At 40.6% G+C, this 25,705-nt stretch carries 29 protein-coding genes and 1 pseudogene; 18 read left to right on the top strand and 12 right to left on the bottom strand.

Translation table 11 applies throughout. The features are described 5' to 3' along the window. Positions 1 to 160, bottom strand: a pseudogene (locus JWQ34_RS13835) (ATP-dependent RNA helicase); the annotation flags it as partial. Positions 161 to 304: 144 nt separating this feature from the next. On the opposite strand from JWQ34_RS13835, the gene JWQ34_RS13830 reads away from it, so the two are divergent. After that, a complete protein-coding gene (locus tag JWQ34_RS13830) occupies positions 305 to 538 on the top strand; it encodes a hypothetical protein (protein WP_299357970.1) in 234 nt (77 codons plus the stop codon). Then, on the top strand, positions 523 to 816 hold the full coding sequence (locus JWQ34_RS13825; RefSeq protein WP_299357968.1) for a type II toxin-antitoxin system RelE/ParE family toxin: 294 nt from the start codon (positions 523 to 525) through the stop codon (positions 814 to 816). The genes JWQ34_RS13830 and JWQ34_RS13825 overlap by 16 nt, the downstream gene beginning before the upstream one ends. Here JWQ34_RS13825 and lspA read toward each other — a convergent pair. Both lspA and JWQ34_RS13815 read right to left on the bottom strand, forming a co-directional pair. After that, positions 813 to 1,337, bottom strand: coding sequence for a signal peptidase II (gene lspA, locus JWQ34_RS13820; protein ID WP_299357966.1), 525 nt, complete (start codon positions 1,335 to 1,337; stop codon positions 813 to 815). The two genes, JWQ34_RS13825 and lspA, sit on opposite strands and share 4 nt — an antisense overlap. Before the next feature lie 49 nt (positions 1,338 to 1,386). After that, entirely contained in the window at positions 1,387 to 1,854 is a 468-nt protein-coding gene (locus tag JWQ34_RS13815) for a DUF4293 domain-containing protein (RefSeq protein WP_299357964.1), read from the bottom strand. Positions 1,855 to 1,978: 124 nt separating this feature from the next. On the opposite strand from JWQ34_RS13815, the gene JWQ34_RS13810 reads away from it, so the two are divergent. The 3 genes from JWQ34_RS13810 to JWQ34_RS13800 all read left to right on the top strand — a co-directional run bounded on the left by JWQ34_RS13810 (position 1,979) and on the right by JWQ34_RS13800 (position 5,221). After that, positions 1,979 to 2,500 (top strand): DUF892 family protein, encoded by a 522-nt coding sequence (locus tag JWQ34_RS13810; RefSeq protein ID WP_299357962.1) that lies wholly within the window; start codon positions 1,979 to 1,981, stop codon positions 2,498 to 2,500. A 71-nt stretch (positions 2,501 to 2,571) separates the two neighbouring features. Next, complete coding sequence (gene truA, locus JWQ34_RS13805) at positions 2,572 to 3,327, top strand: tRNA pseudouridine(38-40) synthase TruA (protein ID WP_299357960.1); 756 nt, start codon at positions 2,572 to 2,574, stop codon at positions 3,325 to 3,327. 91 nt (positions 3,328 to 3,418) lie between these two features. Continuing rightward, positions 3,419 to 5,221 carry an ABC transporter ATP-binding protein gene (locus tag JWQ34_RS13800; protein ID WP_299357958.1) on the top strand — a complete coding sequence of 601 codons (1,803 nt, stop codon included), beginning with the start codon at positions 3,419 to 3,421 and terminating at the stop codon, positions 5,219 to 5,221. 74 nt (positions 5,222 to 5,295) lie between these two features. On the opposite strand, the gene JWQ34_RS13795 is transcribed toward JWQ34_RS13800, so the two are convergent. Further along, on the bottom strand, positions 5,296 to 5,490 hold the full coding sequence (locus tag JWQ34_RS13795) for a hypothetical protein (protein ID WP_299357956.1): 195 nt from the start codon (positions 5,488 to 5,490) through the stop codon (positions 5,296 to 5,298). A 248-nt stretch (positions 5,491 to 5,738) separates the two neighbouring features. Between JWQ34_RS13795 and JWQ34_RS13790 the strand changes: the two genes are divergently transcribed. The 3 genes from JWQ34_RS13790 to JWQ34_RS13780 all read left to right on the top strand — a co-directional run bounded on the left by JWQ34_RS13790 (position 5,739) and on the right by JWQ34_RS13780 (position 7,796). Next, complete coding sequence (locus JWQ34_RS13790; RefSeq protein WP_299357954.1) at positions 5,739 to 6,617, top strand: ABC transporter permease; 879 nt, start codon at positions 5,739 to 5,741, stop codon at positions 6,615 to 6,617. Between the two features lie 79 nt (positions 6,618 to 6,696). After that, entirely contained in the window at positions 6,697 to 6,957 is a 261-nt protein-coding gene (locus JWQ34_RS13785) for a DUF3098 domain-containing protein (protein ID WP_299357952.1), read from the top strand. Positions 6,958 to 6,992: 35 nt separating this feature from the next. Continuing rightward, on the top strand, positions 6,993 to 7,796 hold the full coding sequence (locus JWQ34_RS13780; protein ID WP_299357950.1) for an undecaprenyl-diphosphate phosphatase: 804 nt from the start codon (positions 6,993 to 6,995) through the stop codon (positions 7,794 to 7,796). Between the two features lie 519 nt (positions 7,797 to 8,315). On the opposite strand, the gene JWQ34_RS13775 is transcribed toward JWQ34_RS13780, so the two are convergent. From JWQ34_RS13775 to JWQ34_RS13755, 5 genes are all read right to left on the bottom strand, one after another. Next, on the bottom strand, positions 8,316 to 9,548 hold the full coding sequence (locus tag JWQ34_RS13775) for a sigma-70 family RNA polymerase sigma factor (RefSeq protein ID WP_299357948.1): 1,233 nt from the start codon (positions 9,546 to 9,548) through the stop codon (positions 8,316 to 8,318). A gap of 39 nt (positions 9,549 to 9,587) precedes the next feature. Continuing rightward, complete coding sequence (locus tag JWQ34_RS13770; RefSeq protein ID WP_299357946.1) at positions 9,588 to 9,932, bottom strand: YciI family protein; 345 nt, start codon at positions 9,930 to 9,932, stop codon at positions 9,588 to 9,590. A gap of 158 nt (positions 9,933 to 10,090) precedes the next feature. Continuing rightward, entirely contained in the window at positions 10,091 to 10,819 is a 729-nt protein-coding gene (locus JWQ34_RS13765; protein ID WP_299357944.1) for an SDR family oxidoreductase, read from the bottom strand. A 31-nt stretch (positions 10,820 to 10,850) separates the two neighbouring features. After that, positions 10,851 to 12,398: a DHA2 family efflux MFS transporter permease subunit gene (locus JWQ34_RS13760; RefSeq protein WP_299357942.1), complete on the bottom strand. Its 1,548-nt coding sequence runs from the start codon at positions 12,396 to 12,398 to the stop codon at positions 10,851 to 10,853. Positions 12,399 to 12,518: 120 nt separating this feature from the next. Next, entirely contained in the window at positions 12,519 to 13,115 is a 597-nt protein-coding gene (locus tag JWQ34_RS13755; protein WP_299357940.1) for a TetR/AcrR family transcriptional regulator, read from the bottom strand. Positions 13,116 to 13,224: 109 nt separating this feature from the next. Here JWQ34_RS13755 and truB point away from each other — a divergent pair, with 109 nt between their 5' ends. From truB to JWQ34_RS13740, 3 genes are all read left to right on the top strand, one after another. Continuing rightward, a complete protein-coding gene (gene truB, locus JWQ34_RS13750) occupies positions 13,225 to 13,956 on the top strand; it encodes a tRNA pseudouridine(55) synthase TruB (protein WP_299357938.1) in 732 nt (243 codons plus the stop codon). A gap of 57 nt (positions 13,957 to 14,013) precedes the next feature. Next, a complete protein-coding gene (locus tag JWQ34_RS13745) occupies positions 14,014 to 14,943 on the top strand; it encodes a bifunctional riboflavin kinase/FAD synthetase (RefSeq protein WP_299357936.1) in 930 nt (309 codons plus the stop codon). A 111-nt stretch (positions 14,944 to 15,054) separates the two neighbouring features. Continuing rightward, positions 15,055 to 16,107, top strand: a complete 1,053-nt coding sequence (locus JWQ34_RS13740; RefSeq protein ID WP_299357934.1) for a DUF2157 domain-containing protein — start codon at positions 15,055 to 15,057, stop codon at positions 16,105 to 16,107. On the opposite strand, the gene JWQ34_RS13735 is transcribed toward JWQ34_RS13740, so the two are convergent. Beyond that, positions 16,104 to 16,757 (bottom strand): LysE family transporter, encoded by a 654-nt coding sequence (locus tag JWQ34_RS13735; RefSeq protein ID WP_299357931.1) that lies wholly within the window; start codon positions 16,755 to 16,757, stop codon positions 16,104 to 16,106. The two genes, JWQ34_RS13740 and JWQ34_RS13735, sit on opposite strands and share 4 nt — an antisense overlap. A 153-nt stretch (positions 16,758 to 16,910) precedes the next feature. Between JWQ34_RS13735 and JWQ34_RS13730 the strand changes: the two genes are divergently transcribed. Next, positions 16,911 to 17,378, top strand: coding sequence for an ABC transporter substrate-binding protein (locus JWQ34_RS13730; RefSeq protein WP_299357929.1), 468 nt, complete (start codon positions 16,911 to 16,913; stop codon positions 17,376 to 17,378). A gap of 154 nt (positions 17,379 to 17,532) precedes the next feature. On the opposite strand, the gene JWQ34_RS13725 is transcribed toward JWQ34_RS13730, so the two are convergent. After that, positions 17,533 to 19,605, bottom strand: coding sequence for a TonB-dependent receptor (locus JWQ34_RS13725; protein WP_299357927.1), 2,073 nt, complete (start codon positions 19,603 to 19,605; stop codon positions 17,533 to 17,535). Positions 19,606 to 19,762: 157 nt separating this feature from the next. Between JWQ34_RS13725 and JWQ34_RS13720 the strand changes: the two genes are divergently transcribed. Continuing rightward, the gene (locus tag JWQ34_RS13720) at positions 19,763 to 20,455 is read left to right on the top strand and encodes a VIT1/CCC1 transporter family protein (RefSeq protein WP_299357925.1); all 693 of its coding nucleotides are present in this window, start codon (positions 19,763 to 19,765) and stop codon (positions 20,453 to 20,455) included. A gap of 47 nt (positions 20,456 to 20,502) precedes the next feature. Here the strand turns inward: JWQ34_RS13720 and JWQ34_RS13715 are convergent, their stop codons facing one another. Further along, the gene (locus JWQ34_RS13715) at positions 20,503 to 21,024 is read right to left on the bottom strand and encodes an NAD(P)H-dependent oxidoreductase (protein WP_299357923.1); all 522 of its coding nucleotides are present in this window, start codon (positions 21,022 to 21,024) and stop codon (positions 20,503 to 20,505) included. Positions 21,025 to 21,299: 275 nt separating this feature from the next. Here JWQ34_RS13715 and JWQ34_RS13710 point away from each other — a divergent pair, with 275 nt between their 5' ends. The 5 genes from JWQ34_RS13710 to lepB are packed head-to-tail and all read left to right on the top strand — an operon-like array spanning position 21,300 to position 25,667. Beyond that, the gene (locus tag JWQ34_RS13710; protein WP_299357921.1) at positions 21,300 to 22,103 is read left to right on the top strand and encodes an AAA family ATPase; all 804 of its coding nucleotides are present in this window, start codon (positions 21,300 to 21,302) and stop codon (positions 22,101 to 22,103) included. Position 22,104: 1 nt separating this feature from the next. Beyond that, positions 22,105 to 23,025, top strand: coding sequence for a ParB/RepB/Spo0J family partition protein (locus JWQ34_RS13705; RefSeq protein WP_299357919.1), 921 nt, complete (start codon positions 22,105 to 22,107; stop codon positions 23,023 to 23,025). A gap of 4 nt (positions 23,026 to 23,029) precedes the next feature. Next, entirely contained in the window at positions 23,030 to 23,707 is a 678-nt protein-coding gene (locus JWQ34_RS13700) for a DUF5683 domain-containing protein (RefSeq protein ID WP_299357917.1), read from the top strand. A gap of 37 nt (positions 23,708 to 23,744) precedes the next feature. Further along, positions 23,745 to 24,491: a 4-hydroxy-tetrahydrodipicolinate reductase gene (gene dapB, locus JWQ34_RS13695; protein WP_299357915.1), complete on the top strand. Its 747-nt coding sequence runs from the start codon at positions 23,745 to 23,747 to the stop codon at positions 24,489 to 24,491. A gap of 33 nt (positions 24,492 to 24,524) precedes the next feature. Further along, positions 24,525 to 25,667, top strand: coding sequence for a signal peptidase I (lepB, locus tag JWQ34_RS13690; RefSeq protein ID WP_299357913.1), 1,143 nt, complete (start codon positions 24,525 to 24,527; stop codon positions 25,665 to 25,667). Positions 25,668 to 25,705: the final 38 nt, after the last annotated feature.

Here is a 25,705-nt window from a genome sequence, read left to right as displayed (position 1 = left end):
TCTTACCGGTCCCGGTTTGGGCTAATCCGACAAAATCGTTGCTGCCTGTTAACAATACCGGGATTGACTGTTCCTGGATTGGTGTAGGGTTTTCGAACCCTAACTCAGAGATGGCATTAACAATATCATGACGGATTCCCAGATTAATAAATGGGTTCATGAATTTAAATAACGTATTTGGCTTCATCGCCAAATCGGGCGCAAAGGTAGGGTTAATTATTGGATAATGCAATAATGTTTTGTTTTTAAAAAATAGGTTTGTAAAAGAAGATTTTTTAATTTTATGTTTAATAGATAAATTGTTATGGATATTCAGGCTGAGAAGTTAGATTTAATAAGGTGGCTCACGGAAGTAACTGAGCCATCGATAATTAAAAGCTTTATAGCTTTAAAGCAAAGCGAGCAAAGTGATTGGTGGGATGAAATAAGCGAGGCTGAAAAAGAACAAATTGCAGAGGGCTTAGCACAAGCAGATAGAGGTGAAGTAATCCCTCATAAAGAAGTTATGGCTAAATACCAAAAATGGCTTACGAAATAGTCTGGACAAAGAGAGCTGCTGCCGGATACGAGAATATAATTTATTATCTGGAAACTAATTGGTCAGATAAAGAAGTTTCCAGGTTTGTTGTTGAAACAAACAAGTTTTTTGAAAACTTAATTCTTCATCCCGAATTATTAAGGAAGTCTGCAAAGCATAAAGATCTTCATAGAGGGCCTATAAATCCACTTACTATTTTAACCTATCGTATCAAACCTCGCAAAAAGCAAATAGAGCTTATCAATATCAGAAGTGCGCGACAAAAGCCGTTGCCTTAAATATTGTCTTGCAGGTTATCCGGCTTCAACACCCTCTTGCCCTTGCTCAAATAAACAATAAACAATTCAATAACTCCGGCGGTAATATAAACATCGGCTACGTTAAAAATGCCGGTGCGCAGGTCGCCAATGCCCATGTTCATAAAATCGGTTACATGGCGATCATAAATTATGCGGTCAATAATATTACCCAGGCCGCCGGCTATGATCAGCGTAAAGCTAAATAGCTTTAACCGGCTTAAATTATTTAGCTGGCTTATTACATAACCAAATAAGGCAATTATTATGATAAGCGGTACGATACTAAGCAGCCAAAAACTTACAGCCTGTGGCAGGTCATCGCCAAAACTTAATGCGGCGCCGGTATTTTCTACATATTCAAAAATGAAGGTGTTATGAAAATACGACTTAGGCTGGCTAAACATTAAATGCTCTTTTGCCAGTTGCTTGGTAACTCTATCGCCCCAAACCAATACTATGCATGTAATGCTGAACAATGCAATTTTAACCCAGTGTTTCATAATGAATAATTTGAAGTCGTCTCCTTTGTAAAGGATTTAGGTAAGGCTCTTACCTTAACCTGTCTGCAGAGCGTACCAACTTCTCATCTCTCGAGATAGATTTTTGCGCCAGTATTATAAATATGATGCTTATTGATAGCAGTATAATGCCAATACCATAATTGCTCATGTTTAAATAAGCATCGCCAATTGCATTTTTTACGGTTTGCGATACCCAGTAACTATAGGCTATTACCACCAGCATTAAACCATAGCATAAATAAATTTGCCGCTTGCGGTTTTTATACAGGAAAATTACGGTTAACGGCAACAACGCTACAAAAACGGTAGCTATGGTAAGCGCGGTAAAAGGCTGGGTATGGGCAGACTGCCCGCCTGCATCCTGGTAAATGCCGGTAACCGTTACGGTTAATGCTTTACCATCAACATAAACGCCATGTACCAATGGAAACACAAACAGCCCGGCTATTACCAGGCCGGCAAATAAAAGATATATACTTTGTATACGTTGTAGCATGATTGTTAAATATTTATGGGACAAATATAATTGCGCTTATTGATAAAATTACCATAACTGCGTTACATTATTATAAGTGTAAATAAAAGTGTAAATTTAACTATCGTAACTTATTACAATTAACATGGCCGAAGCTCCTGAAGAACCACTTACACCCAAAGATGTAAAGTTTGAAAATGACCACCTGAAAAAAATGTTCCTTGAACATTTAAACAGCATTTATTTTGGTAAACAGCACCTGCTTGATTTTTTTAACGAGATTGAAATAATAGCTTCTCTGCAGCAATTAAAATTAGCAGTTGATGAGCTGAGGACCGATACCAATAACCAGATATTGCAAATGGACGAGATTTACCGGTCTATACAAAAAACGCCAAGTAAAACCAGTGTATTAGGCATGAAGGGGATGACGCTGGAAGCCTACCTGTCGGTTATCAGATCCGGGAAGTCGCCGCTTGAGCGCGATGTGTTTATATTGTTTTACCTACAGATAATTGAAGGTATAGAAATAACCTACTTTAAAGTTTTAAAAAACCTGGCCAAAGCAATTGGTTACAGCAATACCTTCCTTGATCAGCCATTTGATACCGCAGTGGAAAATAAGGTTTTATTTGAGGCTATTTATAAGGAGTATATTAATAATTAGGATGTGAAGATTAAAGATTAGGCTTATCTATTTGACACTTATCTTTAATCTTCATTAGCTACCTTTGCCCTGTGGCAAACAAACAACGATATTTTATTGAACTTTCTTACGATGGTACCAACTATCATGGCTGGCAAACACAACCTAACGCTGTTGCTGTACAGGAGGTTTTGGATAAGGCGCTATCAATCATATTGCGCGAGCCGATAGAAACCTTAGGTTGTGGCCGTACGGATACCGGGGTACATGCTAAAGAGTTTTTTGCACATTTCGATTTAGTTGATAGTTCATCGATGATGGATCATGGTACATTTCTGCGCAGTATCAATTCTGTACTGCCGCATGACATTGCTATAAAAAACATACTGCCGGTTAAGGCTGACGCGCATGCAAGGTTTGATGCCACATTGCGATCCTACCTATATCATATCCATTTTGATAAAGACCCGTTTAAATATGGGTACTCGTGGTTACTGCGCGATGAGCCTGACCTGGAACTGATGAACCAGGCAGCGAAGATCATTATGGAATATACTGATTTTAGCTGCTTCAGTAAATCAAACACCCAGGTTAAAACTAACAACTGTAAAATAAGCCGAGCCGATTGGGTAAAGACGGATGGCGGTATAGTATTCCATATTTCGGCAGACCGGTTTTTGCGCAATATGGTGCGGGCTATTGTGGGTACGCTAATTATGGTGGGAAAAAAGGAAATAGAACCGGAAGCTGTTCGGGATATTATTGAAAGCAAGAACCGTAGCAATGCCGGGACATCGGTACCTGCTTGCGGGTTGTATTTAACGGAAGTAATTTATCCATATTTATAGTATCAAGTAATTAGTATCAAGTATCAAGATAGATTTTGCGATATTTGAAAATACTAACTACTTGATACTAGCTACTCAATACTAAGAATAAATGGCATCACAAGTTACAGGTAAAGCATTTGATTGGAAGCTGCTAAAGCGGGTAATGCATTATGTTAAACCATACAATGGTACGTTTATCATATCGGCAGTTTTAACCGTGTTTTTAGCGGTTAGCGCTCTGGTGCAACCCATCCTGATCAAAAAAACGCTGGACGAACATATCATGCTGAATGATTATAACGGCTTGTTATTTATGGTGGAGCTAATGATTGGCCTGCTCTTTATACAAACTGTTGCGCAATATTACCAAACCTATTTAACCAACGCCCTGGGGCAGTCAGTAATACGCGATCTGCGGATAGATATTTTTAATCATATCACCAGTCTGCGTTTAAAGTATTTTGACAGAACCCCTATCGGGATGCTGATAACCCGTACCGTATCTGATCTGGAAACAATTGCAGATATTTTCTCGGAAGGATTGATCTCTATTATTGGCGATTTGCTGCTAGTATTTGCAGTTATAATTTATATGCTGGTGCAGGACTGGAAACTGGCGTTGATAACTCTGATACCGATGCCGTTTTTGTTTGCATCAACCTATGTGTTTAAGGAAGCCATAAAATCATCCTTCCAGGAGGTGCGTACGCAGGTAGCGCAACTCAATACCTTTTTGGCCGAACATATTTCGGGTATCAGCATTATCCAAAACTTCGCCCGCGAAGAGCAGGAGATGAGAAAATTTAAGGCAGTTAATTTAAAGTACCGGGATGCAAACATTCGGTCTAACTGGTATTATTCTATTTTCTTCCCGGTGGTCGAGATATTGTTTGCTGTTTGTATCGGGCTGTTGGTTTGGTATGGTTGTAAGCGAATCCTGTCAGATGGGCAGTTGACCGTTCTTTCTGCCTCGGGTAAAGGCATTACTCCGGGTGTTATAACCGAATTTATTCTATTACTTAATATTCTCTTCCGCCCTATACGCCAATTGGCCGATAAATTTAATACCCTGCAAATGGGTATGGTAGGTGCCGATAGGATCTTTAAAGTTTTAGATACCGATGAAGTTGCCGTTAACACCGGCACATTAAGGCCCGCCCGCCTGGAAGGCGAGATTGAATTTAACAACGTTTGGTTTGCTTATAATGATGAGAATTGGGTTTTAAAGGATATCAATTTCCATGTAAAACCCGGCGAGACGCTGGCATTGGTTGGTGCTACCGGCGCAGGCAAATCATCAACTATAAATATTTTAAATCGTTTTTATGAGATAGGCAAAGGCGAGGTTAAAGTAGATGGTAACAATATCCATGAGTATGATGTTAACTACCTGCGATCGCAAATTGCTACGGTTATACAGGATGTGTTTTTGTTTACCGATACAATTGCCAACAACATCAGCCTTAATAATGAGCTGATAACCCGCGAGCAGATCATCGCGGCAGCAAAGGATGTAGGCGCGCACGAGTTTATTGAGCGCCTGCCCGGCGGCTACGATTATAATGTAATGGAGCGCGGCGCGACCCTATCAGCAGGGCAGGCGCAACTGATATCTTTTATTCGCGCGTTGGTTTATGATCCGGCTATTTTAGTTTTAGACGAAGCTACATCGTCAGTTGATACAGAAACCGAAATACTGATACAAAATGCCATTAACAAGCTGATGCAGGGCCGTACGGCTATTGTTATCGCTCACCGCTTATCAACCATACAAAACGCCGATAAGATAATTGTGCTTGACCATGGCGAGATCAAAGAAATGGGCACCCACCAGGAACTGCTGCGTATTGATGACGGCTACTATCGCAAACTATATGATTTGCAGTTTAACTCGACTGGGATAGCGAGATAGTTTGCAGTTTTGAGTTCACAGTTTGCAGTTTCTATTTGATTTGCCAGTCACTGCAAACTGCCCGCTGCAAACTGTCAACTTTTCTTCCCCGGGTTAACCGGCTGCTCTTCCTTCTCATGTTTATTGGCTATATCGCCGCCATGCGGGTTATCCGCGTCATATTGTTTATCGGCATTGCGCACCTTGCTTTTGCCGCCATTGTCATTTGGCCGGTGAGTAGGCGTATCAGCCGGTGACGGCTTGTCTGTTGAGTTTGCTGGCTTTGTCATGATAGGATAACAGGTGGAAAGAGGGATTGTTTAAATCACTATCTTTTATGTCATTTCGAAACGTAGTGAGAAATCTTATACGCCTCGCGCAAATGTCGCGTGTTTAAGATTTCTCCTCGTACCTCGTTCGAAATGACAGGTTGGGGCGTTAAATAATGTTAAACATCTTGCATAAAACCCAATTAATAAAATATAAACTTTTACCTTTAGGCTTGGTTTCTTAATTTCGCAGAAACTAAGACTAAGCTATGGAAGAATTTGAAGCAAGCGAATCGGCAAATAAAACAAAGGCGATATACATATCTACTGTGTTCGGCATAGCTATGGTATTGTTAATGATTGGCTTGCTGGGCTTAATATTAGTACATGCCAATAATTTGTCGCGCTATGTGAAAGAAAATATCGTACTCAATATTTTTGTTGACGATGCCGCTCACGAAACTGATGTGCGCCAGTTGCAAAACCAACTGGAAAGTAATAAGGCAGTTAAGCAGGCTATTTACGTAAGTAAAGAATTAGCCGCCCGTAATTTGCAAAAAGATTTGGGCGAAGACTTTGTGAAGTTTTTGGGCTATAACCCATTGTCACAATCGTTAGATGTTTATTTGAACGCTGATTATGCCAACAATGCCGAGATAACCAAATTTAAAGAGCAGTTATTAAAAAATCCATTGGTTAAAGAGGTTAAGTATCAACAATCGTTAGTTGACCAAATGAACCAGAATTTAACCTCTATTACCTTAGTTATACTAGCCTTTACCGGCATATTTGTGGTGGTATCGGTAGCGTTAATAAACAATACTATCAGGCTGGCTATTTACTCGCAGCGGTTTTTAATTAAGTCGATGCAATTGGTAGGGGCCACAAAAGGATTTATCCGCAAGCCATTTTTATTATACGGTTTGTGGCATGGTTTGCTAGGCGGACTAATAGCGGTAATAATTTTAATAGGTACACTATACCTGGCAAATTTAGAGGTGCCAGACCTGGTAATCCTGCAAAACAATGCCGAGTTTGGTATTGTATTTTTAGGGGTTATAGGCTTAGGCATATTTATATCAGCCTTTAGCACCTACCTTGCAGTAAATAAATTTTTACGTTTAAAAATATACGATTTATACAGATAGATTATTTCGGATTTCGGACGTTCGATTTCGAATTTATTTATTCACTCAATCATTAATTCAATAATTCACTCATTAAGATATGGCAAAGACTACACAACCGGCTGCAAAAACAGCAGCTAAAACATCGGCAAACGCTACGCCGGTAAAATTTATATTCGACAAAAGTAATTATACCTGGTTCATCATCAGCATAGCGGTTGTGGCATTTGGCTTTGTGCTAATGTCTGGCACTACTGATATTTACAGCACCACCAAAATAGTTATTGCACCAATAGTAGTATTGGGCGGTTTCGGTATTGGCTTTTATGCTATCCTAAAGAAAAAACCAGAAGCCGAATAATTTTCATCCGCACTATTTAAACCTTACCCCGTACCATGAATATTATTCACGTAGTTATACTTGCTATAATTGAAGGATTAACCGAGTTTTTACCCGTATCATCAACCGGGCACCTGGTTATTGCCAGCTCTATAATGGGCATAAGCAAGGACGAGTTTGTAAAGCTATTCGAGATCGTTATCCAATTAGGCGCTATCCTGGCCGTAGTGGTATTATACTTTAAACGTTTTTTCCGCTCTATTGATTTTTATGTGAAGCTGGTGATAGGCGTTATCCCCGCGGTGATCTTTGGATTATTATTAAAGAAAAAGATCGATGTGCTTTTAGAAAGCCCATTGGTAGTAGCCATAGCTTTTATTATAGGCGGCGTTATCCTGCTGTTTGTGGACGATTGGTTTAACAAACCTACCATCGATGACGAAAAAGAAATAAACCACGTTACAGCGCTTAAAATAGGTTTCTTCCAGTGTCTGGCCATGGTGCCGGGTGTGTCACGCTCGGCAGCATCCATAGTAGGTGGTATGACCCAAAAACTAAGCCGCAAGGCAGCGGCCGAATTTTCTTTCTTTTTAGCGGTACCAACCATGTTTGGCGCAACATTAAAAGACCTTTATGATTTTTACAAGCACGGCAATATAACCGCTGCCGATATGCACCACGATATAAAATACTTATTAATAGGCAGTGCTATTGCTTTTATTGTGGCATTAATGGCTATTAAATCTTTTATTACTTTTTTAGAACAAAAAGGCTTCAAGCTATTTGGCTTTTACCGTATACTGGCGGGTGTATTTATTATTGTATTGTACTATACAGGTAACGTATTGCACACAGTTTAAGACACTTAAATAAAATTTAAAAGAGCGATGGGTTTAAAATCTACCGCTCTTTTTTATGTGTGTAACAATAGTGTTATAGGTACAATAAGATACAATTAAAAGTTCGGCATAGCGTTTGTGAAGTGTTATATAACAATCGAATTAACGTAATGTGCGGATTTGATGAATTTCAAAAAAGCACATCTCTCTCATATATTGGTTTATAATTGGTTAGTCAGAGCTCCCGCCCATCGGGGGCTCTACTTGTTTAGTGAGATTTTGGGCGTTTCCCCAATTTTAATCGGGGTCGGGCTATCCGCTCATACTACGCAGGCCTTAGTCATAGGCCGGTATCCGCTGTTATCCCTAACGTGGCTTGCGCACTTGGCCATTGTCTGAACCTTGATTTTAGGATTAGAGGATAACATGATTTTTCTGGTGCAGAATGTTTCACGGGTACCCGTCAGCAAAAAAGCTTCGGATGAAATCAAACAGAATAAGTTGGCCGGCCAAGAGCGTCACCAAGCGTTCAAATAGATATTACCCCAAAGCTTTTATATTCTTCCTAATCCTATTCTTTTCCTCAATAGTCTTAGCCAATTTTAAAGATCTATGCAAATGCTGCAATGCCATCTCGTTATCAACGCCGGTATACAGGTATCCCAATAAAGAATGATATAAATGGCTATCGGTTAATTGCGTTAATTTTTCGGCCTCAATTATAGCTGCCTCTTTTCCGTCAGCCTTAGCCAAAGCATAAGTGCGGTTTAGCGCTGCCATGGGCGAATATTCCAGTATCAGTAATTTGTTATAGAGTTGCAGTATGCTTTCCCATTTCTCTATGGTGTCGGCTTTTTGGGTGTGCCAAAAGGCGATGGCGGCCTCTAAATGGTAACGGGTTAACTCTTCGCCGCGCGATGCACGGATGAGGTAGTTTGTTCCTCGTGATATCAGTTCGTCATTCCAAAGGCTGGTGTCCTGCTCGTCATAAATTATCATTTCGCCATCCTTATCTATACGGGCATCAAACCGCGAGGCATGGAAACACATTAACGAGAAGAGGGCATTAACGGCAGGCAAATCGGTAGCTTTATTTTCTATCAGCAAATGGTTTAACCGCATGGCTTCCAGGCAAAGGTCCTTGCGCAAATTGGTATTGCCGCTTATGGAGTAATAGCCTTCGTTAAACAACAGGTACAGGGTTAGCAATACTGTTTCCAGTCGCTTATTTATTTCATTAGCATCCGGGAACTCAATTTTAACATTATGCTCCCGTAGTTTTTCTTTCGCCCTGAATAAGCGTTTGTTAATAGTTTCTTTGTTAGATAAAAAAGCATCGGCAATTTCATCAATACCAAAACCGCAAAGAATACGCAGTGCCAAACCTATCTGCGCTTCGGTTGGTATGATGGGTTGGCAAATGGCAAACATCATTTGCAACTGGCTATCGTTAATATTTTCTTCGGATAGGTCTATCTCAATCTCGTGCTGCTGCGAAAGCTCTGTTTTAACATGAAGCGCTACCTTTTTGGTAAAAATGGCGTTGTGCTTTAAATGGTCCTTTGCCTTATTTTTGGCTACGGTATATAGCCATGCGGCGGGGTTATCGGGCAGTTTATTTTTGCCCCAGGTTTCTGATGCCATGAGGAACGTATCGCTTGCAATATCTTCGGCAATTTGTATATGTTCAAAACCAAATAGCCGGGCCAGTACGGCAATTATTTTGCGGTATTCGGTACGGTATAGATGTGGTAGAAGCTGATCCTGGTGCATAAAAAAGCGCCCCCCGCAGGGCGGGAGGCGTTAAAGTTATTATTGCATAGGTACAATTTGGCGCACTTCAACATTGCCGCCGGTAGATAATATTGGGCACCCTTTGGATAGTTCGGCAGCTTCTTCAAGTGAGGCGGCGCGAATGATGATAAAACCACCCAGGGCTTCTTTAACTTCTACATAAGGGCCGTTGGTAATTACACCGTCAGACTTTACTACTTTGCCGTCTACTGCTAAGCGTGCGCCGCTATTAGCTAATTTGTTTTGGGCGGCAAGGCCACCCATCCAGTCTTGCCAAGGCTTAGTAACTTCTTGCATTTGTGCTGGTGTAAGTTGTGCGTCAAAACCGGCGTCGCGTCTAAAGATCAATAAGAATTCGTTCATGATATTTGAGTTTAATGGTTAAAAAAACTAATGACGACCCATCTTTTTAAAATTGGACAAGCCGACATGTTTTTTTATAAACTATAAAATGAAGGTAGCAAAAAAATCTAAGACGATACTTAAAAGCCCCGCCAAAGGAGAGAGTTGGATGACATCCTTTATCCTTCATTAACCATCTTAAAAGCATCAACAGGCGATAACCCATATACATGAGCTGTATTACCTACATGTATCTCGTACTCGTCTTTCTCAAACGCGTTGATCAAATCATCAGCAACTGTACTTGGTGGTATGCCGTTTTCGCCGCCTATCTCTTTAGAAAACTCCGTATTAACCAACGGCGGCATTAATTCAAACACTTTAACGTTGGTAGCCTTCAACGCGAAACGTAAAGCCTGCGTGTATGAATGCAACGCCGCTTTACTGGCCGAGTAAGTTGGCAAAGTGTGGCGCGGCGTAAGGGCCAATATAGAGCTAACATTTACAATAGCAGCTTCCGGCGATGCAGTTAAGGCTGGCAATAATTGTTCTGTTAAATTTAAGATCGAAAAAAAGTTGGTGTCAAATTCTTCCCGGGCTTTTTCGGCAGCGTTTGCGCTTGCATCCAGGTTATAAACGTAAGTGTGGCCCGCATTATTGATCAGGATATCCAATCCGCCAAAATCTGATTTAATGGTGGCTACTAATTGCTTTACATTATCTGCATTAGTCACATCGGTTGCAATAGCGGTTACGTTAGCTAATCCTTCGGCAGCTTTTTGCAGTTTATCCGCCGTGCGGCCGGTTATGATTACCTTATTGTTTTTTGCACTTAATTGTTTGGCTATTTCTAAGCCTATGCCAGATCCCCCACCGGTTATCAGCACTGTTTTGTTTGTAATATTCATTTTGTTGTTTATTTTAAATTGTTATAAAATTTTAATGATCATTCAATACTAGTTTGACCGGCCCTGTTTTTCGTTTTAACACCAGTAATAACAGGGGGAGGGCCAGGGCAAAAAGCAATCCTATTAAAAGATAAGAATCTACATAGCTTAGCAGGGTTGATTGCTTAACTACCGACAGGTCTATCATTTTCATAGCTTTTTGGTGCGCGTCTATTAACCCGCTTCCTTTTTGCTGAAAGTAGCCGGTAAAATTGTTTATGCGTTGCGTTACCAGGGGGTTACCATCAGTAATATTGCTTATCAGGTCTACCCGATGCAAGGCAGTTCTGCGGGTTGAATAAGTGGTGATAATAGAGATGCCGAACGAACCGCCCAATTGTCGCATCATATTGTTTAACGCCGTACCTTGCGGCATATCTTTTGCCGGTAACGATGAAACAGCCAATGAACTTAGCGGCACAGTTAACAGTGCCATACCTAACGCTCTAAATATTAACCGTGTTGTAATGTAAGATGCCGATGTCTCTAAAGTTATTTGAGACATAGACCAGTTAAAAAAGATGAAACTGATAAAGCCTATCAAAATAACCAGCACCGGCGACACGCCGCTCTGCAGCATCTTGCCGGTACATATTAACGCGAACACGGCGATGATAGCCCCGGGTAATAATAACAGCCCTGTTTCAGTTGGGGTAAAGCCTAATAATCTTTGTGCTATTACCGGGGTTAAAAATATTGAGGTAAACATACCTACACCGGTTATAAAAGTTAAAATGGCGGCAACGCTTAATGATTTACTTTTAAGCACCCGCAGATCTACTACCGGGTTATCGGTATGCAACTCCCATATCACAAAAGCGGTTAAGCTTAACATGGCGATGATGGTTAATGCAAGGATGTAGCCTTTGGCAAACCAATCCTCGGTTTGGCCACGTTCTAACACGGTTTGCAATGAGCCTATCCCCGCGATGAGCAGGATAATGCCTGTCCAGTCTATACGGCCGGCTTTACTTTTTATAGTTGGCTCGGCTAATAAAAAATAACAAGAGGTAGCTGCCAAAATGCCTATGGGGATGTTGATATAAAAGATCCATGGCCACGAGAAATTTTCGGTAATATAACCGCCCAGGGTAGGGCCAATGGTTGGGCCAATAAATACACCTATACCAAACAAAGCGCTGGCAACGCCAACTTTTTCTTTAGGGAACTGTTCATAAACAATAGCGGCTGATACCGACAATAATGCCCCGCCCCCCAAGCCTTGTAAAAACCTAAATAACACCAGTTCTGTAATACCCGATGCATTGCCGCACATAAACGAGCAGATGGTAAACAGTATAATAGAACCGATATAATAATTACGGCGGCCAAGCTTGCTGCTTAAAAAGCTGGTCATAGGGATGATGATAACGTTGGCTATGGCGTATGAGGTAATTACCCAGGCAGTATCTTCCAGCGTTGAGCCCAGGTTACCGCTCATATACGATAGGGCAACGTTTACAATGGATGTATCAATTAGCTCCATTATGGCGGCGCAGATCACGGTTATTATTAGTAGTTGTCTTTTTAGCGGGCTCATTATTCTATTTTATACCAATCGGTATATTTTGTATTATGTGTTTGCTATTTTTTTATTCTCTTTCGCGATACAATATTAAATTATAAAATATACCAATTGGTATATTTTATGTCAAATTTTTTATGCCTTCAATTGGTTGATCAATAGCTCGACCGTTTTTAATACCTGTTCTAAATTTGCGGGGTTGCCGGTAACTTTGCCTATCATAATGCCACCTTCAATTAAAGCGACTATACTTATAGCTGTCTGGCTTACATTCACATCAGCTTTAAATTCGCCGGCGGCTATTCCACCTTCTATCAGGTCAATAATTTTCTTTTTCCACTTTAATACTGCTTTAGCGGCTTTGTTTTTTAAAAGATCGTTGGTATCATCAGCTTCTACAGCGGTGTTCAATATAGCGCAGCCGCCCCGTGCTGCTAAAGTTTCGCTACTGTAAACTTTGGTATAAACCATTAGTTTATCGTAAAAGGTATTGGCCTGTGCCATGTGTTGGTCTACCAAATCGGCAGTACGGCAGGCGTTGTAATCAAATACCGCCAGGGCCACATCTTCTTTATTTTCAAAATTACCATAGATGCTGCCCTTGGTAAGGCCGGTAGCCTCGGTCAGATCAGCCAAAGATGTACCCGCATAACCTTTCTTATTAAATACTACCGCGGTAGATTCAATAATGAACTGACGTGTACGTTCTGCTTTTGATAATTCTTTATTCACAGTGCAAATATACCAATCGGTATTTAATAAAGTGTTTTTTATTTGTAATAAAATGACTATGATTTTTAAGATGAGACTAGGTGAAAAATCTTAGTTACCTTTGCACTACATGGACATAAATACCTTGGATACTACACTACCAAAAAGTAAAGAATATGATTTTGCCGCCGGTGAGCTATTGCTGGTTAACAAGCCTTATCAATGGACTAGCTTTGATGTGGTAGGTAAGCTGCGTAATTCTTTTAAACCGTTAAAACTAAAGGTGGGCCACGCCGGCACGCTTGATCCGCTGGCTACGGGATTGTTAATTATCTGCACCGGCAAAATGACCAAACAGATAGATACCTTCCAAGCCGAAGAAAAAGAATATACAGGTACCATGGTGTTGGGCGCTACAACACGATCATACGATATGGAAACGGCGGTTGAAGAAACGTTTGACACAAGCAACCTAACCGATGAGCAGATACGTAATGCCTGCAAACAATTTACCGGCGACATACAGCAATACCCACCCGCGCACTCGGCCATAAAAATTGATGGCGAGCGGCTATACGAAAAAGCCCGCCGCGGCGAGGAAGTAGAACTGCGTTTACGTAGCGTAACCATAAGCGAATTTGAGATAACCCGTATTGAACTGCCCGAAGTCGATTTTAAGGTAGTATGCAGCAAGGGGACTTATATACGTTCATTGGTTAATGATTTTGGTAAGGCGCTCAATAATGGAGCTTATCTTTCAAAACTAACCCGTACCCGCAGCGGCAATTTTAATTTAAAAGATGCCTGGGAGGTGATGGAACTTGTTGATGTAATAAAGGCAAATAAAGTAATGAGTGAATGAGTGATTTTTGAATGAGTGAATATTTTTTCATCATAAATCCGACATTGAACATCCGACATGAAAACATACCATCATATAGATGAATTTAAACCTGTAAAAAATGCAGTGGTTACCATCGGTACTTTTGACGGGGTACATCTTGGCCATCGCAAAATAATATCGGGCATAAAAGAACTGGCCGATGCTACCGGTGGTGAAACTGTTATACTAACTTTTTTTCCGCATCCGAGGATGATCTTACATCCCGAGGATGAAAGCATAAAACTGATTACTACCATTGATGAAAAAGCCGAATTGCTGGAACAATTAGGTGTAGATCATCTAATCATCACGCCCTTCTCCCGCGATTTTTCTAATCAAAGCCCCGAGGATTATATCCGCGATGTATTGGTGAATAAGATCGGTACTAAAAAAATTGTAATTGGGTATGATCATCGTTTCGGCAAGGATCGCCGTGGTGATTTGAATGATCTGCTGCACCTGGCACCGGTGTATGGTTTTGAAGTTGTGGAGATACCCGAGCAGGATATTAACGAAGTAGCTGTAAGCTCAACCCGTATACGCGAGGCTTTACTAAGCAACAATATTAAATTGGCTAATGAATTTCTAGGTTATCCATTTTTTATTACCGGCAAAGTAATTCGCGGCGACCAGATTGGCCGGCAGATTGGATATCCTACGGCCAACATCCAGGTTGAAGAAAAATATAAGCTTATCCCCGCCGACGGTATCTTCGCTGTTAAAGTGCAGCATAACGGCAGTGAATATAACGGCATGGGCTATATTGGCAGTCGCCCCACCATTAACGGCATGGTGCGTAATATCGAGGTTAACCTGTTTGATTTTGATAAAGAGATTTACAACGAAACGATCCGTATGGAGTTTCATCACTTTGTGCGGGGCGATGTAAAATTTAACGGACTGGACGAATTGAAGCTACAGATAGCTAAAGATAAGGAAGAGGTAATCAGTTTATTGGTTGATTAGTTCAGTAGTTCATTGGTGGATTACGTTGTACCTGTCGTTAATTGTGGAACTAAAATTGATAGCTTTGGTATCCGTTAGAAGTGCCCAATGAACTAATGAACTAGTGAGCCAATGAACAAACTCAACATAGACAAATCCGAAAGCGAATTTCTAAACGAAACCATTACCCATTGGGAAAAGGAAGGTTTGCTTAGCAATGAGCAAGCCGGGAAACTCCGCGACTCGTACGAGGTTAAAGGGTTTGACTGGATGCGGCTGGCTAAATATTCGTTTTGGGTGGCGCTCATCTGCGGCGGGGCATCATTCGCGTTCCTGATAGTTAATGATGTGGTGGTTAACTGGCTCAAGCATTTATACTATACGCCTGATATTATCATTAGCATTTGTTCGGCTGTATTAGCTGTCTTCCTGTTTTATTGGGGTAGGCGCAGGGAAAGGCTTTATCCCGAAAAAATATTCAGTAATGAGGCCGTAATATTTACCGGCATATTGTTTACCGCCTGTTGTATAGCCTACCTGGGCAAAACGCTGGATAGAGGATCAGGGCATTATTCGTTACTGTTCTTATTATCGGTTTTTGTATATGGTTTTTTAGGCTGGCGGATGAACTCCAGACTGATATGGCTATTCGCTTTAATCTCACTAGGCAGCTGGTTCGGTACAGAAACCGGTTTCCAAACACACTGGACGGATTATTTTTTGGGAATGAATTACCCGTTGCGTTTTGTGCTGTTCGGCTTGGTGTTGGTTAGTGCCTGCGCGGTGTTGCGTAACCGTAAATGGTTCGCTTATTTTTGGGAGCATACTTATGTGGTGGGTTTGTTGTACCTGTTTATGTCGTTATGGTTGTTAAGTATATTTGGCAATTATGGTAATTTAGATAAGTGGTATCAAATTAAACAGATTAGCCTATATTATTGGGGGATAATATCCATGTTCGTAGCCGGCGCTTTCCTATTGTTCGGATTAAAAAATAAGGACGATATATCGCGGGAGTTTGGCATAACTTTTTTGATCATTTTTATCTACACCAAATACTTCGAGTACTTTTGGGACAATACTAACAAAACGGTTTTCTTCGCCATACTTGCCGCATCGTTTTGGCTGATAGGGCGTAAGGCCGAGAGGATATGGAATTTGAAGAGTAGGAGTTCGAAGGTTTAATTACTCCTGGTGTCCTCTATTTTTTTGTGCTTCGGTACTACCGCCAAATAAATCCGTTTCACCAAATGGTATCCGGCTAAGCTGAAAAATAAGATACCAATTGCTGTATTAATGATCCGGGTGCTTAATGCGAATTTGCTTTGTATATACTGCGCAAACCTGGCATATAAAAACAAGCATAAAAACGCCCCGCCTGCCGAGCCAATACTAAATATCACCAGCGCGAAATTTCCATCCAATATCCACTCGTGTGTTATTAAATAAGTTCCGCAGATCATCCAAAAGGGTACTTGCATAGGGTTTGCAAAACCTAATATGATACCGTATTTAATACTGGCATGTTCGCTGTATTTGGTTTCGGGTGGCTTTTTGCGATTAAGCCAGCTAATGGTACCCAGCACCAAAAACAACGCAAACATTACCCAGTCTATAACTACATCCAAATGCACCTGTTCTGACAGCCACTTAGCCGCGTGCATAATGATGAAGGTAAAGACGAACTCTGCACAGCTAAACGCGATGATAAACTGCATGGCCTGTTTAAAACCACGGTTTATGGTAATGCGTACTAAAGAGAGGTTGATATTTCCGGGTGGTATGTAGCCTATAAAATTGGCTATAAGGCCCAGGAAGAATGTTAGAAAAATCATTGCGGCAAAGATAAATTATAAATTATGTCATTTCGAACGAAGAGAGAAAACTATACATAGAAAGGTTGCAGCTTATTTGTATAGATTTCTCTCTTCGTTCCTCATCGAAATGACATAATTATATTTGTAATTATCTGCACCTTTGCACCATCAATGGAACTATCAGAAGAATTACAAGAGCGCGTTGATATCATCCGCCATAAATTAAAATTTATTGAGCAAAAGCCAACTGTTGTCTGCGTTAAACAGTTGGACCCACTAACACTTTGGGGCGACCAAATGCCGGAACTGGTTAGCATTGGCGGCGGTGCTTCAATACTTGCAGGGAATATACAATGGGAAGAACTGGTACAGCAAAATCCTGATATTTTTATTGTGATGCTAGCAGGGTTGACTGTTGAACAATCCATGAAAGAGATTAATCAGCTATTGCAATTGCCGGGTTTTACAGAATTAAAAGCAGTTAAAAACAATCGTTTTTATATAGCTGATGGTAGTCGGTATTTTGATAACTCTGATATCAGTCTTGTTGATTACATAGAATTATTAGCCGAGATCATCAACCCAAAACAATTTGTTTTTGGGTATGAAGGTGAGGGGTGGATCAAGTTTACAATCTAAATATACCGGGAGTCAGGGTGGCACTCCGATTTGATTAAATATTTATTTTTAACAGCCCACAATAAGCCCTCAATCCTTACGTTAATCATCCAGTAATATCACCTCAGCAATAAGAGCGTTCTGATTTAAAAAGAGCGCTCTTATTGCTATCCCACTAAAACCTTACGTTAAAGCCCGCATAATAATTACGTAGCGCCGATGGGTTGTAAAAACGATTCCCAACAGCATCCAGGTCATCACCCAAACTATATTTTTCATTTAACAGGTTATCAACTCCGGCATAAATGTCAAGCTTGGCTTTGTTACTTAGCGTATGTTGCCAGCCTATTTTAGCCTGCACCAAATTATAATGCGGTGCAAAAAAAGTATTAGCCTCGTTAAGCGGAATTTGCGCGGTATAATTATGCTGAACAAATAAGTATAACGCCTGCGGAAACTTTACCTGCATGCTGGTAACTTCAACATCGCGTGGTACGCCGGTTAGCTCTTTGCCCTGGTAACTGGTGGTAGCATCATGGTAATCGCCAAAAGTAAATTTGCTTATGGTGTACGATTCGTTAAGCTGTAGCCCTCGTATAAAGCCATGGTCAGTTTGTTTGATGAGCCAGTAGGTAAGATAAATCTCTATGCCCGGCTGTTTAATATCACCCGAGTTGGTATAATATTCGGTTGATGCAGGGGTTAGCCTGCGCACTATCGCGTTGTTTAAATGATAGTAAAAGGCAGATGCATCCAACAACAAACTCTCGTCATTACTGCGCAGGCGGAAACCAGTTTCGTAGTTCCAGCCATATTGTGCGCCCAAAGAGGTATTGATAATGTTATTTGATGGCCGTATCTCCGCAGATGTCGGCGTGGAGTATCCGCGACTTGCAGACGCGCGCCAAACAAAATTATTAGTTACCTGGTATGACAGCGCCAAACGCGGCATAATTTGTGGCGTAAATATTTGCGTGGTAAATGACGTTTGCGCACGCGGATAAACATTTTTAAAATCATACCCATAAAAATTTAAACTAGCTGCAGCTTCTACATGCAGGCGGTTAGCAATGGTTTCTTCGTAGCGGGCAAATATAAAATGCTGGCTGGTGTTAACCTTGTCTAAACTTTGAGCTGTATCACGCACACCGGCGCGGTTGCCATAGTCGTTGTTGTCGGCATTGGTTTTTTCCCATTCCATGCCCACATTGGCTTTCCATTTAAAGTTATTTTTTGGTGTGCCGGTAAATTCAAAATAGGTGCGCATACCGTAAGTACGCTCGTAACGCTGCTCGTAATTAGTAATAAACGGATTAGTAAAATTTACATAAGCGCCATACACTGCAAATATGTTGCGGATATGGTCTGTTATATGCCACTCGTTTACCGCGCCACCATAGGTCATTTTGTTGGTGATGCTGGCGTGTTGCACAATAGATCCCGGTACAAAAGAAGTAGACGGCCTTGCTGCAGTTGGATCAGCATCCGCTTGAGCCTGTGTTAAACCGCCGGGCGTTTCATAGTTTAGATCCGAGTAAAAACCTAATATTTTTACTGAATTGTTGCCGCCGTAAGTTATCTTATCACTGGCCTGGAAATAATTGCGATACATATCGCTATGCACCCGGTAACCATGATAGGTTTGATATGATTGATTAAAATTGAATTGATTGTTTTTGCTGACATTTTGCAGCCCCACGTTTTCATGTACCATACCATAAGATCCGCCTGATAAACCAGCGGTTACAAAATTGGTGTTATCGTACCTATTAACAGGGCTAATCAAAACTACCCCGCCCGAGTTTGCACCGAATAAGCTACCATCAGGACCTTTTAACACTTCAATGCCTTGTACACTGTTAAAGTCGATAACATTTAAATAGGTATTGCCGCCTGCATCAGTAAGGGGCAGCTCATCATAATAAATTTTAACATCGCGTATACCAAATGGCGACCGCAATAAACTCCCCCTGACAGATAAACGGTAACTGCCCGGCGAGCGTTCTTCCATGCGTATGCCCGGTATCGTATTCATGGTAGAGACTAACGAATTACCAGGTTGTAATTTTAATTGTGCCGGTGTTATTACACTTACCGAAGCCGGCACACTTAACAGAGGTTGATCTGATAAGTAGCCTCTGACGGTTACTGTATTTAATTTTTTTGCGGTATCGGCTTTTTTTGATTGAGCGCTGGCAACTATGCCCGCTGCAAAAATCAGGACAAGAGTAAAGTAAATTTTGAACACTGTATTTGAGTTAGGTACGAAACAAAAATAGCCCTTTAGTTAATAAAAGGGCTATTTTATATTGTAAGATATTAGATACTTAACGAGTCTCTATTCAGACCAATAATAAATTGTACTTTTTGTGTTGATTATAGGTTTAATGCACTTACATTTAATCATGCATCACGACGAACACCACCTAAAAAGCTCTGACACCATCCGCGATATTGTTATTGGCATGTCCGATGGATTAACGGTACCGTTTGCATTAGCGGCCGGATTAAGCGGCGCAGTCAATTCATCAGGTATAGTAATTACAGCTGGCATTGCCGAAATTGTTGCCGGATCAATAGCTATGGGGCTGGGCGGGTTCCTGGCGGGCAAAACAGAAGCAGACCATTATTCCGCCGAACTACAACGCGAATATGATGAGGTAGAACGTGTACCCGAAGAAGAAAAAGCCGAAGTAAAAGAAGTATTTGCCAATTTTGGTTTATCAGATGCGCTGCAAACCCAGGTGGCCGATGAAATGGCCAAGGATAAAGATAAATGGGTTGATTTTATGATGCGCTATGAGCTTGGACTGGAGAAACCCTTGGCTAACCGCGCATCGCGAAGTGCTATAACAATCGGTCTGTCTTATATAGTTGGCGGGATCATTCCTCTGACACCCTATTTTTTCGAGTCCAATTCGCAAATAGCTTTGGCGTATTCGTGCGTAATAACTATGATATGCCTGTTTGTTTTCGGTTATTTTAAAAGCAAGGTAACGGGTCAGCCACCAATATCGGGTGCGTTTAAAGTATTAATTATCGGTGCTTTGGCCGCCGCCGCCGCATTTGGAATGGCGAAACTGATTACTGGAAAGTAGTTTTGAGTAATCAGTTTTGAGTTTACATTTTACTTAAAACTCATCACTCAAAACTTAATAAATTTATCTATCTGCTCATTAGTAAACTTTATAGTATCCTCTTTAAACAGATCACTGTATTCATTAAACTCTGTTTTAATATTGGCTATATGCAGCTTTAGTGACATTACATTTAGATGGATATAATGGCATACTCCGGTAAAATGGTCTATGCCCCTTATGTTACCATACTTGCCTGATGATACACCCACCAACGCAGCCTTTTTTTCATAAAAACTATCCGGAAAAGTACAGGCATCAATAAATACTTTTAACACACCGGGGAAACTGCCATTATACTCGGGGATGATGAATATAAATTTATCGGTAGCGGTAACAATATCTTGTATTTGCTGAAATTCGGCACTACGCTTACCAAACAGATCGGTTTCGATTATATTAGATGGCAATTGCACCATTGATAATATTCCTGATTCTAAACCCTTTTCAAGCAGCTTTTTTTGATAATAGCGTGCTACTTTAAGTGTTGAGCTTCCGGGTCGGTTGGTTGCAGATATAATTGTTATCATTCTTAATTAATGAGTGAATTAGTGAATGTGTGATTGAGTGAATGTTAAATAGATATGCAATTAGTGAAATTGAACACAAATTATTCATTCACTCATTCACTCATTTCATCAATCACTCATTCTGCACAAATTGTTTGTAAATTGGTTAAAACTGTGGATTTCTCCGTTATTTAAATATATATCTTAGCGCTTGGTAAAAAGTTTCCCGAAGGTAGAAATTAATATTTCTATTTTTAGTTGTTATAAACACTGTTATAAATTTTTGGAGATACAGAATGAGTAAAATTATTGCTTTAGCCAATCAAAAAGGCGGTGTGGGCAAAACCACATCATCCATTAACCTGGCCGCGAGTTTAGCCGTATTAGAGTATAAAACCTTATTAGTTGATGCCGATCCGCAGGCCAACGCCACATCTGGCATTGGTTTTGATCCACGCAACATAAAAAATAGTATTTATGAGTGTATCATCAATGAGGTTGATCCACACGATGCTATTATAAAAACCGACACCCCGAACCTTGATCTGTTGCCGGCACACATCGACTTAGTTGGTGCCGAAATTGAGATGATAAACCTGGAGAGCCGCGAGTATAAAATGCAGGAGGTTTTTAACAAGATACGAGATGAGTATGATTTTATAATTATTGACTGCTCACCATCATTAGGCTTAATTACTATTAATGCTTTAACCGCTGCAGACTCGGTAATCATCCCTGTACAATGTGAGTATTTTGCGTTAGAAGGTCTGGGCAAATTATTAAACACCGTTAAAATTGTACAAAACCGTTTAAACCCGCAGTTAGAGATAGAAGGTATATTATTAACTATGTACGATGTAAGGCTGCGCCTTTCAAACCAGGTGGTTGAAGAAGTTAGGACCCATTTTGAAGACATGGTATTTGATACCATTATACAACGTAACACCCGTTTAAGTGAGGCACCAAGCTTTGGCATATCTGTAATTATGCATGATGCCACTTGTAAAGGCGCTATTAATTATCTAAACCTGGCCCGCGAAATTATACGTAAAAATGGTTTAGTTAAAGACGAGTTAAAAGCTACAACAGAAACGGTTTAACATGAGTGCAGAAAAAAGAAATGCTTTAGGCAAAGGATTAAGCGCGCTGTTAAACGACTCTAATGATGTACTTCCGTATAAAAAATCCAATAGTAACAATAATAACGTCGGCTCAAACGCCGAGGTTAATAGCCTGGGCTCTGTAAATGATATTAAGTTATCAGAGATAGAGGTAAACCCGTTTCAGCCCCGTACAGATTTTGATGAGCAGGCATTAGCCGATCTGGCAGCGTCCATAAAACTGCAAGGGCTTATACAACCTATTACGGTGCGCCGTGTTAACGCGCACCAGTTTCAGTTAATATCTGGCGAGCGCCGTTTACGCGCATCAAAAATCGCGGGACTAACACATATCCCGGCTTACGTACGTACCGCTAATGACCAGCAAATGCTGGAGATGGCGTTGATTGAAAATATACAGCGCGAAAACCTTAATGCTATTGAAGTCGCCCTAAGCTTTCAGCGTATGCTGGAAGAGGTAGGCCTGAAACAAGAGGAGCTGGGCGAACGTGTAAGCAAAAACAGATCAACCGTTACTAACTATTTAAGGTTATTAAAATTGCCGCCAACCATACAAGCGTCTATCCGTGATGGCGACATTACTATGGGCCACGCAAAGGCTTTAATAACGGTTGAGGACCCTACGCAACAATTATATATACATCAACATATCATTCAGCAAGGTTTATCCGTTCGTAAGGTGGAGAAGATGGTACGCGACATTCAAAAATCGCGTACAAAAAAGGAAGGTAAACAGCCCGAGCCGGTATCATTTCAAATACAAAAGATACAGGACGACCTGGCATCAAAGTTTAGCACACAGGTTAAACTTAAACTGGGGAGCCGCGGTAATGGAACTATTGAAATTCCTTTTTTATCAGAAGATGATCTTGGCCGCATCCTTGAAATGTTGGATTGGTAAAAAAATGCAGAGATACTTATTAATTATTGGTTTATTAACCGGGTTAGCTTTTTCGGCAATGGCGCAAACGCCTGCAATGCCTGTAAAAAAGACTAAGGCTGATAGTGTGCAGGGTAAGCGCGATTCGCTTAAATCAAAACCCTTTGTGCCCAAAACAAGTACCATTGAAATTTATCATCCCGATAGCACCCATAGCCCTTCAAAGGCCTGGCACCGTTCGGTATTTATACCCGGTTTAGGGCAGGTATATAATCGCCAGTATTGGAAAGTGCCGATTATTTATACCGGTTTAACTTTGCTGGTGGTAATGTATAAATTTAATGAAAAATATTATACGCAAGATCTGGCAATTGCCAAGTATCGTGCAAAGGGAATAAAGCCCGGTATAAATGACCCATATTATGCAGAATACACATTGTATACACGTTTATCAGATGCAGCTATTACTGATGCTGTTAGAGGTTACAACCGTTACCGCGACCTTAGTGTATTGCTTTTTGTAGCAGCATGGGGCATACAAACTATTGATGCTTATGTTGATGCCAAGTTTATGCACTCATACTCTATGGATGATAATTTTAGCGCAAAAATTGGCCCTACCTTGCTTAACCCTATGGGTAATTACCAGAGTTTTAACAGCGCATTTATTCCGGGTATAAAAATTACCTTTGCACTTAGGTAAAGAGGATTATATTTAAACCCGCAACAAAAATTTAAAAATGAAGATCGCATTATTAGGTTACGGTAAAATGGGTAAGATCATTGAAAAGATCGCGCTTGACCGTAAGCATGAAATTGTATTAAAGATTGATTACGATAACCAGCACGAACTTACTACAGAAAATCTGCAAAAAGCTGATGTAGCCATCGAGTTTAGTACTCCCGCAACTGTATTGAGTAATATTGACCATTGCTTTAAAGCAGGCGTACCTATTATAGTGGGCACAACCGGCTGGTATGAGCAGCTAACCGAAATAAAGCAACGTTACGAAGCAAGTGATAATGCTTTTATTTACGCTACCAACTTTAGTGTGGGCGTAAATATATTTTTTCATCTAAATAAGGTATTGGCTAAGCTGATGAACAAGCACCCGTATTACGAGGTGCAGGTTGAAGAAATACATCATACCCAAAAATTAGATTCGCCCAGCGGTACGGCTATTACTATCGCCGAAGGCATAATTGAAAACCTGGATGCTAAAAGACAATGGGTAAATATTTTAACAGATATTAATAACCCGGCTGATGATAACGCTAAGGTTGAAGATGTACTGATAGAATCGTATCGTATTGATAGCGTGCCGGGTACACATACCGTTATTTACGACTCAGAAGTTGATACCATCGAAATTAAACACACCGCGCATAACCGCAACGGATTTGCCCTGGGCGCTGTATTAGCGGCTGAATGGTTACCCGGTAAAAAGGGATTCTTTTCGGTAGCGGATATGTTTGATCTATCCTAAATAATAAACTACTTTAACACAATATTTTTAAAGATGAACTGGAAATTCTGGAACAAAAACAAAACAAATACAAAAGCAAAAAAGAAATCAAAATCGCGCGAGTGGGTTGATGCCATTGTATTTGCAGTAATTGCCGCTACGCTGATACGTACTTTCTTTATTGAAGCATACACCATACCCACGCCATCAATGGAAAGATCATTATTGGTAGGCGATTTTTTATTTGTGAGTAAATTAAACTACGGCCCACGTACACCTATGACGCCTATCGCGTTCCCGTTTGCACACCATACTATGCCGCTTATAAATACCAAGGCTTATTGGGATGGATGGGAGCTAGGCTATCACCGCTTACCCGGATTTAGCGAAGTTAAAAAAGGAGATGTAGTGGTATTTAATTACCCTATGGATGCCGATACCCCCTTGTTTAGGCCCGTTGATAAACGCGAGAACTATATTAAACGCTGCCAAGGTACCCCCGGCGATACGTTAAGTGTTGTTAACGCGCAGGTTTTTATTAACGGCAAAGCTGCTCCAAACCCACCCGAGGGCCAGATCGACTACACAGTTACTACAAATGGTACAGACCTAAACCCACAGGTGTTGCAGGATTTGCATGTGTCTATGTATGAACAAGCCACGTATCCTACAATGACTGTTAATGCTTATAATACCTTAAAAAGCTATTCAAATGTTAAATCTATTACGCCAAACATAAGAAAACCCGGAGAGCCAGATCAGGTTTATCCTACAAACTATAATCACCCTGTTGGTCCGCCTAATTTAATGTTACCAGGTAAGCCGCATGATTTTAAATGGAACGTAGATAATTATGGCCCTATCATTATCCCTAAAAAAGGATGGACCGTAAAACTGGACAGCGTAACCTATCCAATATATATGCGTTGTATAGGTGTGTATGAGAACAATAAAATACAGATTATCGGAAATGATATTTTAATAAACGGTAAAAAAGCAGATAGCTATACCTTTAAAATGAACTATTACTGGATGATGGGCGATAACCGCCATGACTCTGACGATTCGCGTTTTTGGGGCTTCGTTCCCGAAGACCACATTGTGGGTAAGGCCCTGTTTATATGGTTAAGTATGGATGACGATGCCTCTTTCTTTAGCAAAATTAGATGGAGCAGGTTGTTTAGGGTTATTCATTAACCCCTCCGCCCCCTAAAAGGGGTGCTTTTTGAAACGTT

Origin of the sequence: Mucilaginibacter sp. (assembly GCF_028288185.1) — a bacterium.
Lineage (GTDB): Bacteria > Bacteroidota > Bacteroidia > Sphingobacteriales > Sphingobacteriaceae > Mucilaginibacter.
Note: the sequence above shows the minus strand (reverse complement) of the source record. Positions and strands in the feature narration are given on the sequence as shown.

Coding starts and splice junctions, on each gene's coding strand:
- JWQ34_RS13830 (WP_299357970.1), top strand. CDS start 305: ATGGATATTCAGGCTGAGAAGTTAGATTTAATAAGGTGGCTCACGGAA.
- JWQ34_RS13825 (WP_299357968.1), top strand. CDS start 523: ATGGCTTACGAAATAGTCTGGACAAAGAGAGCTGCTGCCGGATACGAG.
- lspA (WP_299357966.1), bottom strand. CDS start 1,337: ATGAAACACTGGGTTAAAATTGCATTGTTCAGCATTACATGCATAGTA.
- JWQ34_RS13815 (WP_299357964.1), bottom strand. CDS start 1,854: ATGCTACAACGTATACAAAGTATATATCTTTTATTTGCCGGCCTGGTA.
- JWQ34_RS13810 (WP_299357962.1), top strand. CDS start 1,979: ATGGCCGAAGCTCCTGAAGAACCACTTACACCCAAAGATGTAAAGTTT.
- JWQ34_RS13800 (WP_299357958.1), top strand. CDS start 3,419: ATGGCATCACAAGTTACAGGTAAAGCATTTGATTGGAAGCTGCTAAAG.
- JWQ34_RS13795 (WP_299357956.1), bottom strand. CDS start 5,490: ATGACAAAGCCAGCAAACTCAACAGACAAGCCGTCACCGGCTGATACG.
- JWQ34_RS13790 (WP_299357954.1), top strand. CDS start 5,739: ATGGAAGAATTTGAAGCAAGCGAATCGGCAAATAAAACAAAGGCGATA.
- JWQ34_RS13785 (WP_299357952.1), top strand. CDS start 6,697: ATGGCAAAGACTACACAACCGGCTGCAAAAACAGCAGCTAAAACATCG.
- JWQ34_RS13780 (WP_299357950.1), top strand. CDS start 6,993: ATGAATATTATTCACGTAGTTATACTTGCTATAATTGAAGGATTAACC.
- JWQ34_RS13775 (WP_299357948.1), bottom strand. CDS start 9,548: ATGCACCAGGATCAGCTTCTACCACATCTATACCGTACCGAATACCGC.
- JWQ34_RS13770 (WP_299357946.1), bottom strand. CDS start 9,932: ATGAACGAATTCTTATTGATCTTTAGACGCGACGCCGGTTTTGACGCA.
- JWQ34_RS13765 (WP_299357944.1), bottom strand. CDS start 10,819: ATGAATATTACAAACAAAACAGTGCTGATAACCGGTGGGGGATCTGGC.
- JWQ34_RS13760 (WP_299357942.1), bottom strand. CDS start 12,398: ATGAGCCCGCTAAAAAGACAACTACTAATAATAACCGTGATCTGCGCC.
- truB (WP_299357938.1), top strand. CDS start 13,225: ATGGACATAAATACCTTGGATACTACACTACCAAAAAGTAAAGAATAT.
- JWQ34_RS13745 (WP_299357936.1), top strand. CDS start 14,014: ATGAAAACATACCATCATATAGATGAATTTAAACCTGTAAAAAATGCA.
- JWQ34_RS13740 (WP_299357934.1), top strand. CDS start 15,055: ATGAACAAACTCAACATAGACAAATCCGAAAGCGAATTTCTAAACGAA.
- JWQ34_RS13735 (WP_299357931.1), bottom strand. CDS start 16,757: ATGATTTTTCTAACATTCTTCCTGGGCCTTATAGCCAATTTTATAGGC.
- JWQ34_RS13730 (WP_299357929.1), top strand. CDS start 16,911: ATGGAACTATCAGAAGAATTACAAGAGCGCGTTGATATCATCCGCCAT.
- JWQ34_RS13720 (WP_299357925.1), top strand. CDS start 19,763: ATGCATCACGACGAACACCACCTAAAAAGCTCTGACACCATCCGCGAT.
- JWQ34_RS13715 (WP_299357923.1), bottom strand. CDS start 21,024: ATGATAACAATTATATCTGCAACCAACCGACCCGGAAGCTCAACACTT.
- JWQ34_RS13710 (WP_299357921.1), top strand. CDS start 21,300: ATGAGTAAAATTATTGCTTTAGCCAATCAAAAAGGCGGTGTGGGCAAA.
- JWQ34_RS13705 (WP_299357919.1), top strand. CDS start 22,105: ATGAGTGCAGAAAAAAGAAATGCTTTAGGCAAAGGATTAAGCGCGCTG.
- JWQ34_RS13700 (WP_299357917.1), top strand. CDS start 23,030: ATGCAGAGATACTTATTAATTATTGGTTTATTAACCGGGTTAGCTTTT.
- dapB (WP_299357915.1), top strand. CDS start 23,745: ATGAAGATCGCATTATTAGGTTACGGTAAAATGGGTAAGATCATTGAA.
- lepB (WP_299357913.1), top strand. CDS start 24,525: ATGAACTGGAAATTCTGGAACAAAAACAAAACAAATACAAAAGCAAAA.